This window comes from Croceitalea sp. MTPC5, from assembly GCF_036985505.1.
Lineage (GTDB): Bacteria > Bacteroidota > Bacteroidia > Flavobacteriales > Flavobacteriaceae > Croceitalea.
Window position 1 is genome coordinate 398038 of sequence record NZ_BTGQ01000002.1, and the last position, 17366, is coordinate 415403.

The window sequence follows — 17366 nt, forward strand, 5'->3', positions numbered from 1 at the left end:
AAGGCAAAATCCATTATTTACAACAAAATGGGTTTAAATGTAGTATCTATAAACTTATCTTGCCTGTTTACAAAGCATGAATGTGCTTATTCAAATGACGCCCAATATTAGTTGCCGAAATTATACCTAATAGTGAAGCCCGCATTTATCGTAGTCTGGGGAAATGCCGTGGACACCTTGAACTGCGAAAAAGAATGATCGTAAAAAAACAGGGCATTCAAACTTTTGCTCAACGCATAATCGGCCGTGAATTTAATGGACCAAAGATCTTGGCCTGCCGTTATTTGATTGTTGTCAATATCAAGGTTTCTGATAATCGTAATATTATCCCTTAACGACAGGTCTGCCTTTAAATTCAAATCCCCCTTTAATCGTGTTCGCTCCCCACCAATATTGGTAACGAACTTGACATCTTTAAAACGATACCCCAAGCCAAGGGTATATTCCTTACCATTGATTTCCGTTAATAGGTTATTGTCAAAACTCAAAGAGAAGGTTCGATCCGTTCGTACCTCTGCCAATAGGCTAAGGGAATTCTTCATTTCAAAATCCATTCTAACCAGCGGATTGAATTGATCGGTCAATACCACGTTATTAATAATGTTTTCCGATAAAATATTTCCAGTTTCTGAATTTACCGGGGCTAAACCGTCTTTGAGCAGTTGATTGCGTTCTAAGTTGGTCTGAAAAGAATTTATACTATAGGCAGAACGATACCCATGTTGTATCGAAAAACGTTTGAATTTTTTCTTAAACCATTTGTTCTTCATAAAACCGGTGAACTTGATATTCCAATTGGGAATAGGTATCTCACGAAAAGCATCAAGATTGACCCTATTGACGTCTTGCCCCGTTATAGCCGCGAAAAAGGCGGGCAGCAATACATCTTGACTCGTTTTACCATACCCTACCGGAAAACCATCTTCATCAACTTCGGTTACGTTGACATTGCGATCGGAAACAATTCGATTTGCGATGGTCAACCTATTGTCTTTAAGTTCATCAAAAATCGCCGAACTGAATTCATCACTCTTCGAAAATACAGTACCGATCATAACCGTAGAGATACTGAAGTTACCAAAATTGTTACCTAATAATGGATTGTATTGCAAGCCTCCATTTTCCAAATCAGGAATCACCTCGAAAGTCTCTTGTAAACTGTTCGTAATTTGCCGGTCTGCCGTGAGGTCAATGGTCAGGTCTTGTGTTGGTTGGGCCGTAGCCGTAATATTAAGTTGTTTGGATGTATTCTGTAAAAATTGCGAATTAAATCCGGAAAAGGTGGTCAGCCAACCCCTTCGGGCAGCTTCAAAACGCACATCACTTTGGCTACCGAAGACAAAACCCAACGATGGCCTGGTCGTACCGATAAAACCGATTGATTGGGTATAACCAGGCAATACCTTACCCCTATTTTCGCTATAATTGACATTGATCCTTTTGACCATAGTCAATATATCGATGGCCGTATTTAAGCCCTTACTGGTTTTCTTTTTTGGTTTTTCATCTTTGCCATCGGCCGTATTGCCAGCTTTGTCCCTTCGCACTGCCGGACGCGTTGCACCTTTGCCCGTACGTTTTTTCAATCCCAAGAAATCATAAAAGCTTTGCATGGTAAGGTTCGCGGTCAGATTATGGGTACTTGCGTTTTGTACCGTATTAATCTGGGCCCCTTCCCCTAACTCAACCTCGGCTACCTCTGCCAATGCGTCACCCCCCCGTTGCCAATCAAAGTTACTGGTGTACGTATATTGCGCATTGATAAAATTTAAAAAAGGAAATTTATCAAATGGCAATTCATAGTTCAACTGCATTTGCTGGGCATGGCGATTGGGCTCACCAACATCGAAGAAACCGTCCCATAAATCAAGGACCTCATTAATACCTGAGTCGGGATCATCGTCAATATTGAAATAATTTCTAACGATGTTGTTATTCGATGCCGTCAAATTGACCCGTAAAGACTTCGAAAGGCTGTAGTTCAATGCATATTGCCAATTGAACAGGTAATTTCGTTGTTGCAATAGCGGTAAATCCAAAGATTCGACCCCAGGTTCCAAAACATCACGAAAACGTTGCTGGTTGAACGATCGGTTGTAGTTCGCATTCAACGATACACTCGTAGGCAATAGATTGAAATTCAATTCTTTTAACCATTTCCAATAATCGCCGGTAAACAAAGAGTCTTTTTTAGCAAAAGGGGCTACCGGTGCCGGTTTAAAGTTATGGTTGTAAACAAAACCCGTAGTCACATTTTGATCTTGTAAATCGGCTATCTCGAAATCCCTATGATCGGTCTCATTATAAGAGTAGTTAAACGTGAAATTTTCGATATCATAGAAATTCTCGTCTGCTTCTTCGCCACGGTTCTTGCGAAGCCCAATTAAATTGATACTGGTACGCTTGGTGTAATCTTCTGCCTGCTCACGTGTTGTTTCAGCCTCGTCAGGGGTAGCAGCGGCCGCAACCAAATCGTCTAATTTAAGGTCGTCATATACCGGATCGAATTCTGGGGTAATCAATGTTTCTGAAATACCGTAATTAAAGGGAATTTGAAGACCCCATTTCTTAGGAAACAATTGCCCAACATTTACATTGGTTACCACGTCGTAAGACATGGCATCTTCACGCGCCCTTTCATTAGGCATCTGATCTATGGAGCCGAAACCCGAAGTACTTATACTACCCGTAGCAGTGACATTCGCAAAATCGGCCATATTTGCATCTATAGCCGCAGTTGCCGCCCAACCGCCATTATTCTCAAGACCTGCCAATCTAAGCTCATTGAACCAGACCTCACCCCTTACATCGGAATCCGCATTGTTTTTCACCCCTATCATCATTGAGCGAATACTACCAAGCGATGGATTACCCTTAATCCCGACTCTCAACACCCCTAATTCCCGATCATCAAATTCATTAACCTCTATAACGTCTCTTCCTAGAATATCAAAAAATCTTAATTCACTCAGAGGAATTCCGTTTATACTTTGCGATAGCCGTAATGATTTTATTTTATTAAGATTAGCCAAAGAAATATCAATTTCATTAACATCTGGCCAGATATCCTCTGCAGAAGAGGAACCAAATGAGGTGAATTGCAATGGCAGTTCTATTTGGTAAAAATTTTCAGAAAAATCCGTTCCAACTCTTAAAAACCCAACTAGAGGCGGGTTTTCTGTTTCATTGTTACTACCAAGCACATCGTTTTCGTTAATCTTTTCGGCATGCATAAACATTTTTATACGTTCATACTGTCGTACGTCAATATTTACATTTTTAAAAACCCCTCTAGAATCTGTAGGTTCTAGGCCCTCTATTAAAAAAGAAAGTGATTGTTCATTTTGACGGATTATGGTATTATTGTTATTTAGCTGTTCACGAATCACACCTGGTGGTAACACATAAGGAATTGGTGTGCGCCCACTATTTTCTTCAATATTTACAGTATTTACATCAACGCTGGTTAAATTATCATTCGCAGGATCTTCCCCATCCGGTTGAAGTGTTCTCGTGAATGTTCGCCAATCACCTCTCACCAAATCCAATGTTGCAAATCGCAATACAATATCATCAGTAAAACCAGTCATATACATTCGCATAAAACTGATGGACCTAAAATCCGCTATATCCCCAACTTCACTGGTAAAATTGCTCAAGGGAATTTTATACTGTATCCATCTTCGATTCAATTGAGTATTATTGGGTAAGGTTGGCGTTTGACCTACACGAATATCGGTTACATACTGATCATCTATAGTGGTATTCGGCCCTATTGGTATGCGATATTCGAAGTAACTATTAATTGTATTCATAGTTAGGTCACGATCCACGTCTTCAACATCGGGCAATGTGGTAGAACCACGATTGGTATTGGTAACCTCAACTGGCGAGTTACCATCAGGGTTATTGAAATCAATATAACGTTCTAATATCCCTCCTTCGCGGTTTAAGTAGTACACATAGTTATCCAATGCTGGATCTTCTGCAGGGCCGTTGTAAATTGTTGCTTCAGCGGCATCATCAAAGCCATCGTAACCGATATCTTGCAATGCCCTATTCGTTTCATCGGCGTCAAAAGCATATACCAAAGATTGCGTTGAGGGCACTTGACCCCATATGGTCGCCCTTGGGGTCTCTGTCGAAGTAGAACTCGGCAGCCCATTCTCATATTGTTTGCGGCCATCGGGTAAAATATCTTCAGAGATATTACCCAGGTTCAATACCAATTCCCCAGAATTTGACCCGGTGGTCTCTCCATCAACATAAGGGTCTAAAACCCAGAACTGAACAAATTCGACATTCGATTGCTCAAAGTTCGTACTGCTCAACGAACGCATAATACCCGCCCAGTTATCTTGGGGGTTTTGCCCAAATTGATCATTGGCATTGTACGGTCCTTTTTGATTCGGATAATAGGCAATATCCAGCGTGCCCTGAACCGTAGTTTGCCCCTGGGCTATGTCAACTTGCGGAAAGACCTCATCTATGAATACCCTACGGGTCGTATTCAATGAAATATCATTATCGGTAACACCATCTGGGCGTTGATTGGTATAAAAAATAGGATCAATGGTATACCAAGCCATTTTAGCCCTTTCAAAACCTATATTGATTCCATCCTCACTTTGCGGAACACCTACAGGCGGACTGGCAAGGGACCAACCTAAAGATGAACGAATATCGATTAATGCCTGGGCACCTTCAAAATCATCTAAGTACGTAGTGGTCTCGCCCTCAAAATCGGCATTTCTAGGTGAATTTGGTTTCAAAACGGCCACTTCACCCCGTATGGAAATATTTGAGGGTACATCAGTATCAATATTGGGTAGTTTGTTCGCCAGTCTCGTTAAAAAGGGCACCTCTGAACTAAAATTACCATTAAAACCAAATATCGTATTGTTTACCGGTTCAACGCCAAAATTTGATTTTTGGGTCAAGGGTCGCTCATTTAAGTTCAAGAGTGTGGCACCTAGCACGAAATTTTCGTTTATTTTATGCTCTACGTTGATTCCCGTAAAACGCCTGGTTTGTTGCCCGAAAACGGCATTGTTCTCTACGGAAATATTTATCGGGGTATTTGATGCCTCCAAACTGGGATCCAACAATTGCACGGTACCTGCTTGATAGTTGACCGTATAATCAATACCTTCTTGCAGCTGTCTACCACCCGCCGTTACACGAACAGATCCGCGGGGCACATTAAAAGCACCTATGGGTATGCCATTATTGCCCTGTGACTTATACCTACCCTTGATTTGAAAACGGTTCTTCTGTGCATCTTGTAGCGAGGCCGCTTTCGTTTTGGCATACATATTACGAAATACATAGCGTGTTTGGTTGGCATTATAACCTTGGTCATTATCAACATCATACACCCCACCACCTAGTAAGTCGAACAGAAATTCACCAAATGGTTCTACCTTCGTAAAGATAATCCTACCTGTTTGGGTATCGACCGTAATGCCCGGCACATAATCAAAGAATCCATCCCCGCCCGGTTGCACATCATTATAGAGGTTCAGCCTATCTAAATTGAACACATCCAAAAGAATACGTTCTTCCAAAGGTTTTCCATTTGGTGATGCGGCGGATGTTGGAAAAGGTTCTACGGGCGTAATATAGTTACGGGGCGTTGGATCTGAATATAAAATATTCAATCGAAAATCTTCTTGACTCAATTGAAATGCCCCTGTGGAATAGATATTCTTCATCATCAGATCCCATATCGGATCATTGACATTGGTGATGTTACTTTTAAGCAATTTCAGGATCAAGGTGTTATTCTCTATAATTGGGTTTTCCCCACCTGTCACCGTAGTTGCCTCGATTCCACCATTTGCAAATTCCCCTACTTGAAACACGTCGCCATCTAAGGTCGTATATTGGAATGCCACCCCTAAGACCTCATCATTACTCAAACGTTGATTTAAGGAAATATAACCCAATTGCGAATCAAATTGGTAATCACGCCCTTGTTCCAATTTTCTTGCGTTTTCCAATATGGCATAATCAAAGCCTTGATTGGCAGTATAACCGGGAATATTAAAGCCATTGTCTACGGTAGCAATATCCCTCACTGCACTGGTCAACGCCCCACCGTTACCAATCAAGGCCGGATCATAGTCGTTGGCTTGATTTTGGGGAAGTACTGAATTGCCGACCAAATTGAAAAATCCTGCCGGGGCACCATTTTGTCTACCAATTCTTGTTTTCTCAATGCCATCTGAACCTAATTGTGCCTCACCTAAATCTTGAATGGCGACGACATTACGCACATTTAAGGTTTGTTGACTTCTGTTGGTTACCCAAACTTCCAATCTTGTAATTTGTACCTGACTTCGAATAAAAGGGTAATTCGTTAAGGCGGCATCATAATTATCCCTAAAAAATTGGGACAAAAAGAAATGCTTATCCTCATCGTAATCAAGTGCGGTCAATGCGAATTCATTTAAGGTTCCTCCACCTTGGGCAACTACGGTATTATTTTGAGATCGCTGTTCTGAAAAAACCGCGGTAACGGTAGTTCTACCAAATTGCAACTGGGTCTTCACCCCAAAAAGACTCTGTGCCCCAGTAATCAATGAACTGTTCAGGGGCATGTTCACATTACCAATTTCTATTGACCTGATGATATCATCTTCGGTAGGGGTATAATCTAACTTTACAAGGTTTTGAAAATCAAACGTAGCCTCAGTATCATAGTTGGCAGTAACTTGAAGTCGTTCACCAACTTTGCCCAACATACTTAGACTGATACGTTGGTCAAAATCAAAGGATAGATTGGTTCTATTTCTAGGTGATAGGGCAGGATTATCGTTTTTCTGCCAAATAACGCCCAGATCCATTGCTACGGAACCTTGTGGAATCACCTCAATGGTATTACCCCCAAAAATCGATTCAAAGAAATTGTTGTTTACGTAAAAATTGGGCAATAAATTCTTTCGTGCTTCTTCACTTCCTTCCTTTTTACCCGAAAAAGCGTCAATCTTTTCTTTGAAATAAGACTTCATGCTTTCTTTTCGAACCAATTCGTAGTATTGTTCGGGAGTAAGAAATAGCGGATAGTTAACGTTAAAATCGCCTACGCTTTCGGTGTAAACATATCTGTTGATTTTGGCATCGTAAGTGTACTTTGAAACAATACTATCAGGATTATCAAGTAGTATTTCGCCGAGCGCAAAGCCTGTTTTTACAGAGTCCGCCTCTTGGGTAGGAATGGTATCTTGGCCTAAGATGTTGTTCATCGACACCAAAAAAACCAATAAAAAGAAAATATGCTTAAACCCTTCAGGTTTAAGTTGTGGTTTTGCCCCTCTTTTCAAACTATCTACAAATTTTTCAGCGCTCGTTTTATCGTATCTTCCACGCTTAAAGAAGAATCTTGTGAAAGAACGCGATCCACAACCTTTTCTGATTGTTTTCTCGCGAAACCAAGAACCTCTAAAGCAGATAACGCTTCTTCTTTTGTTGTATTGTTTGATTGTAAGGAAACTTCGTCCATATCATAAACTTTAAGGATCTTGTCCTTTAAATCTAAAATAACACGTTGTGCGGTTTTCGCACCAATCCCCTTTATAGATTGAATTTTTGGGACATCGCCGCTTGCGATTGCCTCCTTTACCTGTTGCGGATCCAATGATGATAGCATTGTTCTAGCGATACTCGCGCCAATACCTGAAACTGAGATCAGCATTCGAAATATTTCACGCTCCGTTTTTTGAACAAAACCAAAAAGTGTATGTGAATCTTCCTTTACCTGTAAATGTGTAAAAAGTTGTATGTTCTCATCATCGCTTAACAAGGAAAACGTATGCAGGGAAATATTAAGAAAATAGCCTACACCACCACATTCCACAACGACATAGGTGGGATTCTTTTCTACCAGTTTTCCTTTTAAATGATGAATCATGAATGGTTTAGGGTTTAGGGTTTAGGGTTTAGGGTTTAGGGTTTAGGGTTTAGGGTTTAGGGTTTAGGGTTTAGGGTTTAGGGTTTAGGGAAAATAGGTTTTAATATTAAATATTCAAATTATTTTAGCCTTTGTGACTTCTTATAGCTGACCGATATCAGTCAACTACCGGCTCTCGACTAAAAACTATTTACCTCCCGTTTTTGCCTTTTTCCGTTTCTCACGTTCTTGGGCGTCAATTACGGCGACAGCGGCCATATTGACCATTTCATCGACACTTGAGCCAAGCTGCAAAATATGTACTGATTTTCTCAGCCCGACCATTATAGGCCCGATAGAGCTTGCCTTATTCAATCCCTTAAGCAACTTATAGGTGATGTTGGCGGAATCTAAATTTGGGAAAATAAAGGTGTTCACTTTTTTTCCTGCGAGTTTCGAAAAAGAAAAATTATTGCGACACAATTCTTGATCTAGGGCAAAATCAGTCTGGATTTCACCATCTACAACAAGCTCGGGGTGTTTTTCATGTAATATCTTCACGGCATCCCTGACTTTTTGGGCTTCTTTATCATTTGAGGATCCAAAATTGGCATACGATAACATGGCGACCACGGGATCAAAACCAAAGGTACTCCCCACATTGGCGGTCATCACTGCGATCTCTGCCAATTCTTCGGCGTTGGGGTTGATATTAACGGAAGTATCCGCTAAAAATAATGGGCCTCTCTCTGTAATCATAATATTGACCGTAGATGCTTTACCAACACCTTGGGCCCTACCGATTACCTCAAAAACAGGTTTTAGCACTTTAGGGTACGCTCTCGAATATCCTGAAATCATACCATCGGCATCACCTTCCATCAACATCATAGCGCCAAAGTAATTTCGTTTGCCCATATTCACCCTAGCACTATAACGGGTTTCTCCTTTTCGCTTTCGCATTTGCCATAGTTTATCGGCGTACATGGTTCGTATGGTGCTCGAATCTTCTGAGCGCGGATCGATGATTTGAACCTCAGCATCAAATTCAAGTTGCTCTTTGAGCTTCATTATGATTTCTTTCTGCCCCAAAAGAATGGGAATTGCAATACCCTCTTCGTACACAATCTGGGCCGCTTTCAAAACGTCCAATAATTCGGCCTCGGCAAATACGATTCGTTTTGGGTTTACCTTTGCCCTATTGTGCAACATGCGCACCACTTTGTTATCGTTGCCCGAACGCAAAAGAAGTTCTTCCTCATACTTGTCCCAATCTTCAATTGGCGCTTTCGCAACGCCACTTTCCATAGCTGCCTTTGCAACTGCCGGAGGTATTTTGGCAATTAATCTTGGATCGAAAGGTTTAGGTATGATATAATTCCTTCCAAATGTCAAACGTGTGGTATCGTAGGTAATGTTGACCTGTTCAGGAACGGATTCTTTTGTCAAATCGGCCAACGCACGAACCGCTGCCATCTTCATGGCTTCGTTGATCTTTGTGGCCCGCACATCTAAAGCACCCCTGAAAATAAAGGGAAAGCCCAACACATTGTTCACCTGGTTTGGATGATCCGAACGACCTGTGGCCATGATGATATCTTTTCGCGTCTTACAGGCTAAGTCGTACTCTATTTCGGGATCCGGATTCGCCATTGCGAAGACGATTGGGTCCTTAGCCATGGCCTCTAGCATATCGGGCTTCAAAATATCAGCTTTTGAAAGGCCAATAAAGACATCGGCATCTTTCATGGCATCATCCAATGTCGCTATATCCCTATTCGTTGCAAATTCTGCTTTCTGCTTACTAAGATTATCCCTATCAGAGCGAATTACCCCTTTGCTATCCAACATGACTATATTTTCCCTTTGGGCACCAAATGCTTGGTACAAACGGGTACATGAAATTGCCGCCGCACCAGCTCCGTTTACGACAATTTTGACCTTTTCCATTTTTTTGTTGGTAAGCTCTAAGGCGTTTAGTAATGCTGCTGCAGAAATGATGGCCGTGCCGTGTTGGTCGTCATGCATTACAGGTATGTCCAACTCTTCTTTAAGCCTTCTTTCTATTTCAAAAGCCTCGGGAGCCTTAATATCCTCAAGGTTAATTCCACCGAAGGTGGGCGCAATGGTCTTTACGGTCTCTACGAACTTATCAACATCTTCAGTATCGAGCTCAATATCAATTCCGTCGATATCAGCAAAAATCTTGAAGAGTAGGCTCTTACCTTCCATTACCGGTTTAGACGCCTCAGGACCGATATTACCCAAACCCAATACTGCGGTACCGTTTGAAATCACCGCCACAACGTTACCCTTAGCGGTATAGCGATAAACCTCATCTTTGTTCTTCTCAATTTCCAAACAAGGTTCAGCGACACCCGGTGAGTAGGCCAAGGCCAAATCCCTTTGGGTGGCATAAGGTTTCGTCGGCACCACCTTAATCTTGCCAGGTTGCGGTTTTGCGTGATATATTAATGCCTCTCTACGTTGTTTTTCTTTGCTCATACCTTAGGTTTGGAATGCATAAATTTAAGGGTATTCCATGGAACGGAAGAAGGTATTATCCACTAATGTAAAATCTATTCCGTCACAGCTTCACCAACGGCACTTTGCACATTTAAACGCATTGCCAATAATGCCGCTATAAAGAAGAATACACCCGCAAATATCATGGCATTTATAGCATTACCGCCCAATACATATTTATAAATAGGCCCGAAGGTAAGGGTCTCTATTCCCATGGGTATTACGATCATCATGTTCAATATCCCCATATAGACCCCACGTCGCTCTTGGGGAACTACTTTTGAGACCATAGTATAGGGTATACCCATCATGGCCGCCCAACCTACGCCAAAAAGAATCATAGGTGCCAAGACCAATAATGGGTCATTGATGAACGGAATCGAGAATAAGGCTATGGCAGTACCTACCAAACTGTAGGCATACACCTTCTTGCCGCCATATTTTAGGGTCAATGGCACAAGGGCCAACGCCACCACCATAGTCACAATATTATAAGTCAAACTCATCTGTGCAGATTGCGATGCCGCCTCAGAGGTGGAGTACCCCATTGTCAACTTGAACAGCGGGGTAATGTATTGCCAATAAATAAAAAGTGCATACCATTGAAAAAGGTAAACCGCCCCTATTTTCCACATAAAAGGTGGCATTTGCCTAATGGCTTCGGATATTTCTTTGAAAGGTTTAGCTAACCTAACACTAAAAGGTTGACTCTTGTCATGGTTGATTTCTGCCAGCTCTTCATCTGAGGGTGGTATTTCAGGCGTTTTAAGTACTGACCAGAGAATCGTTGCTATGGATAACATACCGCCAATATAGAACGAGTAATACAACCACTTCGGAATTTCACCCGCGACCTCAATGGAATCGCCACCGAATAAGTACTGAAATAAAACAATGGATCCATTGGCCAATAAGATACCCGCGCCCACAAATAAGCTTTGCATTTGATACCCCAAGCTCAATTGCTTTTCTGGAAGTTTATCCCCGACGAATGCACGGTAGGGTTCCATCGCCATATTATTTCCTACATCCAAAATCCATAATAGTCCAACCGCAAACCATAATACCGGACTGGTCGGAAAGGCGAATAAGCACAAACTGCCTATTATCGCCCCTATTAAAAAATAAGGTTTACGCCTACCCCATTTCGGTGACCATGTTTTATCAGACATAGCACCTATTATCGGTTGAACCACGAGCCCTGTTACCGGACCTGCGATATTCAATATCGGGAGCATTTCCTCTGGTGCCCCTAGGTATAGGAAAATAGGGTTTATCGCGGTCTGTTGTAACCCAAAACTATATTGAATTCCTAAGAACCCAACATTCATATTGAAAATCTGCCAAAAAGTTAAACTGGGTTTTTTAATTTTCATGGTTGATTGAATTTGGTAATAAAGCTGTCTCGATCAAAGCCTTTTTCTTAATATCCTTTCAATATACTATAATCTTTATTGTTTTGATAAATTATACAAGCCAAAACAAAGAATTAGGCAACGAAAACGATTTCGAAAAACTTCTTGATCACTTTAAAAAATCGATATTTCTTTTGAGACCAGAAAACTTAGTGCGTTTAACCGCAGACTTTTGAAAAACCGTTTTAAACACATCCTCGGTAATCTCTTCCCAATCCTTTTTGGTCATATCGAGCAAATCAGGATGAGGATTGAACAAAGGTTCTTGATGCGCTTTTGAGAAACGATTCCAAGGGCATACATCTTGACAGACATCGCAACCGAACATCCAATCATCAAACTTACCTTGAAATTCATTTGGAATTTCATTTTTCAGTTCAATGGTGAAATACGAGATGCACTTACTGCCATCAACCACATAGGGCTCGACAATGGCTTCTGTCGGGCATGCATCAATACAAGCGGTACATGTGCCACAATGATCTGTGACTGGTGTATCATAGTCCAACTCTATATCAACGATTAGTTCGGCGATAAAATAAAAAGACCCTACTTGTTGGGTCAATAAATTGCTATGCTTACCTATCCAGCCCAGACCACTTTTGGCCGCCCAGGCTTTATCCAAAACAGGGGCCGAATCTACAAAGGCCCGACCTTGAACCGACCCGATTTCCTCAGAGATAAACCACTGAAGCATTTTCAACTTTGATTTTATGATATGATGATAATCTTGACCGTAGGCATACTTTGAAATCTTGTAGGTGTTTTCACCCTGTTTGTCTTGCGGATAGTAGTTCAGCAATAACGAAATGACCGATTTTGAACCTTCGACCAGTTTTGTGGGATCGAGGCGTTTATCAAAATGGCTCTCCATGTAAGACATTTTACCATGCCTATTTTCATTTAACCATTGCTCTAAACGCGGTGCCTCTTCCTCTAAAAATTCAGCTTTTGAGATACCGCATGACAAAAAACCAAGACGCTTGGCCTCAGCTTTAATCAAGTTTGAATAGGTCCCTTTTGAATTCATGGTGTATTCAGGCGTATATCCGCTAAAATACGATTATGCGAAAAGAAAAAACAATGTCATCGAAGTCATTGCTTGTGGTACCTTGAAATTTTTAAGTCAAATCATGTAACATTTTAAGGCTTTAGACATCTAACAGGCGTATTATCATAAACCAACGCTATGATCCAACTAAACAATCTCACTAAATCCTTTACCTCTAAAACCGGTAAGGGGTTTAAAAAAGAGACCGTGACCGTAAATGCGGTAAACAAGGTTTCCTTTGAATGCAAGCCAGGGCGTATTTTCTCCCTATTAGGACCCAACGGGGCAGGTAAAACAACCACACTTCGAATGATCGCCGGTATTATCAACCCAACTTCTGGCAATGCCATTGTAGATGATGTCGATATCTCTAAAGGTAATGAAGAGGTAAAAAAACGTATCGGTTTTTTAACAGGTTCCACAGGACTTTACGAACGATTGAACCCTGATGAAACCCTAGACTTCTTTGGAAAACTGTACCGTCTTCCCGAACCGTCTTACTCAGAGCGCAAGGAATACCTTTTTGAAAAACTGGGCATCAACGAATTCCGCAAGAAAAAGCTAGGCCAAATGAGTACGGGTATGAAACAGAAGGTCTCCATCGCAAGAACCTTGATCCATGACCCTGAGGTATTGATTTTTGACGAACCTACCTCAGGTCTTGATGTCATTACCGCAGATAGTATCATTGATTTGATACGCGAATCAAAAGAGAACAACAAAACGGTGATCTTCTCTTCACATATCATGAGTGAAGTAGACCTGTTATGTGACGATCTTGCCATCATAAGCAAAGGCTCTATCATCTACAACGATTCTTTTGACAACTTCAAAAAGGATATGAAAGCGGACAACCTTACCCAAGAATTTATTAACCGAGTAAAAGAAGCATAACGATGAGGGATTTATTTATAATAGTCAAAAAAGAACTTACAGAGTTATTAAGGGACAAGAAGACCATTATCAACTCGATTGTGCTGCCGACCCTGTTGATTCCCGTGTTAATGTTCGGAGGCATCAAAGTAAGTCAGATGATCCAAGAAAGCAATCAACAAAAAAAGGTACAATTGGGCTTGGTCAACGCCCCACAGGATTTTGTGGTACTTGCAAAAAAAGACACCCTAAACCAAATCACCACGTATACCGGTTCAGAAGATTTTAAGGCACTGATCGACGATGAAGCCATTCAATCCGCATTGGTTTTTCCTGCTGATTGGCAGACTCAGATGGACAGTTTAAGCACTGCCAGTGTGAGTGTTTATCGCAATGGCACCAAAGACAATGTTAATGGCAGGGTTTCAAAGTTACTGGAAACCTATTCTGCGCAACTAAAAAAGAAACGTATTGCATTGTTGAACATTCCAACCGAAAAAATGAACCCGATGGTTCAAAACTATGTCGAGGTAGGGGAGCAAAAAGAGCTCATTGGAAAAAGGGTAGGCGGCTTTATTCCCTATATTTTTATCTTGACGATGTGGGGCGGATGCCTATTGGCCGCCATTGATTTGGTTACAGGGGAGAAAGAACGAAAAACTATTGAGACCACCCTTTCACTACCTATTTCAAAATTTTCGGTTCTAATGGGAAAAGCTATCGTCGCCTCTCTTTTGGGTTTCATACCTGCCCTATTGAATTTGACCGGATTGATCATAGGGCTGAACTTCATCGATGATATTCCTGATACATTTAAACTTGCCTTGACCGAAATGTTAAGTCCGCAATCCATTACAATGATCCTATTACTGCTCATTCCTTTTTCATTGTTCTTAGCGGGATTGATCATTGCATTGGTCGCCGGGGCGACAACGTTTAAAGAAGCGCAAAGTAAGGCTTCCCCCATAATTATCTTGATCATCATACCGTTGGTCATGGCATTGATGCCCGGTATCGAATTTACGTGGGCCACGGTTTTTATACCGGTACTGAATATTGGGTTGGGGGTCAAAGAAATAATGGCCGGTACCATAAATATCGGTATGTACACGGCCATGTTGCTATCACTTGTAATCTTCGCAGTGACCGCAATATATTTTAGCTACAAGAAATTTTCAGACGAGAATGCGATTCTAAGCTAAGCATTACCATTTTGAAATAAAATAAGCCCGGACTTTGTTCCGGGCTTTTATCTAAGGGTAAATTGAAGTTTGACCTCTTTTGGTTTTAGTGATATCATGGGGTTGATCTCAATACGATCCATACTGGTTGTGATTTTATATTTTTTGACCAGTGTGGCAACTACCATGGCCATTTCAAAAGTTGCGAACGCATTGCCAATACACATTCTTGGCCCTGCACCAAATGGATAGTAATAATCGGTATATGTTTTATCTTGAAAATGTAAAAACCTATCAGCGATATAGTCTTCTGGGGCCTTCCAAAAACCTTCGTGGCGATGCAACTCAAATAATGACAACAGTACCAAGGTTCCTTTTTTTAGTTCAAAACCATTGATCTCATTATTTTCCATGGCCACCCTATCGATAAAATATGCCGGGGGATACAGCCGCATAGCCTCATTGATACACGATTGGATCAAGGGTAGCTTTTGCAAATCTTCAAGGGTCACTGAAGTTGTATCCAATAGTAGGGATTCAGCTAAAAGTTTTTCTTGTAGGTTTTCGTTTTTCGCAAGAAAATACAATGTAAATGACAGGGCATTCGCTGTTGTTTCGTGACCCGCCGTAAACAAGATCAACAACTCATCTATCAATTGTTCCCTTGGCATTTTACTACCATCTTCATAAGTAGCGGCCAAGAGCATGTCTAAAAGGTCAGTACTATTTTGTTCACCCTTTAAACGCTCTTCAATAAGGGCATTCAAAATTGTTCTGGCTTCCGCCGACTTTTTCAACTCTGAACCTATTTCACCTGAAGCCCGAAACCACCATTTTAAGAAAGGGCGACGCATCTCTTTGATCAACATGCGTTGATTTTCTTCAGTGACCTTTTTCAATCTTGCCATTGGCTGGCGTATGTCGTTGGAACTAAAAAGTGATTTCGCGACCACTTGAAAGGCAACATCGCCCATTAATTCAAAAACATCTTGTTCTTTACGGGGTACGATTCGGTTTAATTCATATGCAATGGCCTCTTGCATGATGCCAAGCAACGATTTTAGGTTTTTTAGGTGAAAAGCAGGTTGTATCATCCTGCGATGTGTGCGCCAATGTTGGCCTTCAGCTGTCAACAGCCCATAGCCAATATATTTGGCTAAATCTTGGGTCTGTAATTTTGACTTGGCATAAAAACGATGTTTTTTCTGAAGTACTTCCTTAACGAAATCTGGGTCCCTAGAAAACAGCACTTTACCTTCACCCGGTATTGAAATTCTAAAAGTATCCCCTAGCTTATCAAAATTTACTTTATGAAAGGGTAAAGGATTTTTTAAGATTTCCTTGCTATTCCATAAGACTTTTAAGGCAGAGACATGGGGGAGTTTTTTCATTTAAAATAATCCACCTTGAACATTCCCCTTAATCCGACCCAAATGTTTATAGGCCAGCTCCGTTACCTCACGACCTCTGGGGGTGCGCATGATAAAACCCTGTTGGATCAAAAAGGGCTCATATACCTCTTCTATGGTTTCCGCACTTTCTGAAACGGCAGTCGCCAAGGTGGTGATTCCGACCGGACCTCCTTTAAACTTATCTATAATGGTAGTCAATATTTTGTTATCCATCTCATCAAGACCATGAGCGTCAACATTCAAGGCCTTCAAACCGAATTTCGAGATATCGATATCAATTTTTCCATTGCCCTTAATTTGGGCAAAGTCGCGAACCCTTCGTAACAAGGCATTGCAAATTCTGGGGGTACCTCGGCTTCTACCTGCAATCTCTATGGCTGCCTGATTGGTAATGGGCACTTTCAAGATATCGGCGCTACGTTCAACAATGGTAGAGAGTAATTCGGTATCATAATACTGCAAACGACTTTGTATACCGAACCGGGCACGCATCGGCGCCGTCAACAATCCAGAACGTGTTGTTGCGCCAATTAGGGTGAAAGGACTCAAGTTGATCTGCACCGTTCTCGCATTGGGCCCAGTCTCAATCATAATATCGATCTTATAGTCTTCCATTGCCGAATACAAGTATTCTTCAACAATAGGGCTTAAACGATGTATTTCATCAATAAACAAGACGTCCCTTTCCTCCAAATTGGTAAGAAGTCCGGCCAAATCACCGGGCTTATCCAATACGGGGCCAGATGTGATTTTAATTCCAACCCCCAGTTCATTGGCCAAAATATGGGCCAATGTTGTCTTTCCCAATCCTGGTGGGCCATGGAACAAGGTATGATCCAAGGCCTCGTCCCTTTGATTCGCCGCCTGTACAAAAACCTTCAAATTTTCCAACACCTGTTCTTGTCCCGTAAAATCATCAAAGGTTATCGGGCGTAATGCCCTTTCAATATCGAGCTCTTCAGAAGAGAAATTACCAGTTGTTGGGTCAAGATTTTCGTTCATACACGACAAAGATAA

At 41.4% G+C, this 17366-nt stretch carries 9 protein-coding genes; 2 read left to right on the forward strand and 7 right to left on the reverse strand.

Features of this window, described 5'->3' with window-relative positions:
* Positions 1-107 precede the first annotated feature (107 nt).
* The 5 genes from sov to queG form a co-directional block, all read right to left on the reverse strand.
* Entirely contained in the window at positions 108-7325 is a 7218-nt protein-coding gene (gene sov, locus AACM45_RS06975) for a T9SS outer membrane translocon Sov/SprA (RefSeq protein WP_339141650.1), read from the reverse strand.
* Positions 7326-7330: 5 nt separating this feature from the next.
* Positions 7331-7912: a Holliday junction branch migration protein RuvA gene (gene ruvA / locus AACM45_RS06980; RefSeq protein ID WP_339141651.1), complete on the reverse strand. Its 582-nt coding sequence runs from the start codon at positions 7910-7912 to the stop codon at positions 7331-7333.
* Positions 7913-8098: 186 nt separating this feature from the next.
* Positions 8099-10396, reverse strand: coding sequence for an NADP-dependent malic enzyme (locus tag AACM45_RS06985; RefSeq protein ID WP_339141652.1), 2298 nt, complete (start codon positions 10394-10396; stop codon positions 8099-8101).
* 74 nt (positions 10397-10470) lie between these two features.
* Positions 10471-11793, reverse strand: coding sequence for an MFS transporter (locus tag AACM45_RS06990; RefSeq protein ID WP_339141653.1), 1323 nt, complete (start codon positions 11791-11793; stop codon positions 10471-10473).
* 148 nt (positions 11794-11941) lie between these two features.
* Positions 11942-12862, reverse strand: a complete 921-nt coding sequence (queG, locus tag AACM45_RS06995; RefSeq protein WP_339141654.1) for a tRNA epoxyqueuosine(34) reductase QueG — start codon at positions 12860-12862, stop codon at positions 11942-11944.
* Between the two features lie 159 nt (positions 12863-13021).
* On the opposite strand from queG, the gene AACM45_RS07000 reads away from it, so the two are divergent.
* Together AACM45_RS07000 and AACM45_RS07005 are read left to right on the forward strand one after the other, a co-directional pair.
* Entirely contained in the window at positions 13022-13777 is a 756-nt protein-coding gene (locus AACM45_RS07000; RefSeq protein WP_339141655.1) for an ABC transporter ATP-binding protein, read from the forward strand.
* 2 nt (positions 13778-13779) lie between these two features.
* A complete protein-coding gene (locus tag AACM45_RS07005) occupies positions 13780-14958 on the forward strand; it encodes an ABC transporter permease (RefSeq protein ID WP_339141656.1) in 1179 nt (392 codons plus the stop codon).
* Positions 14959-15005: 47 nt separating this feature from the next.
* Here the strand turns inward: AACM45_RS07005 and AACM45_RS07010 are convergent, their stop codons facing one another.
* A complete protein-coding gene (locus AACM45_RS07010; protein ID WP_339141657.1) occupies positions 15006-16328 on the reverse strand; it encodes a cytochrome P450 in 1323 nt (440 codons plus the stop codon).
* Entirely contained in the window at positions 16329-17351 is a 1023-nt protein-coding gene (gene ruvB, locus AACM45_RS07015) for a Holliday junction branch migration DNA helicase RuvB (protein ID WP_339141658.1), read from the reverse strand.
* Between the last annotated feature and the right edge of the window lie 15 nt (positions 17352-17366).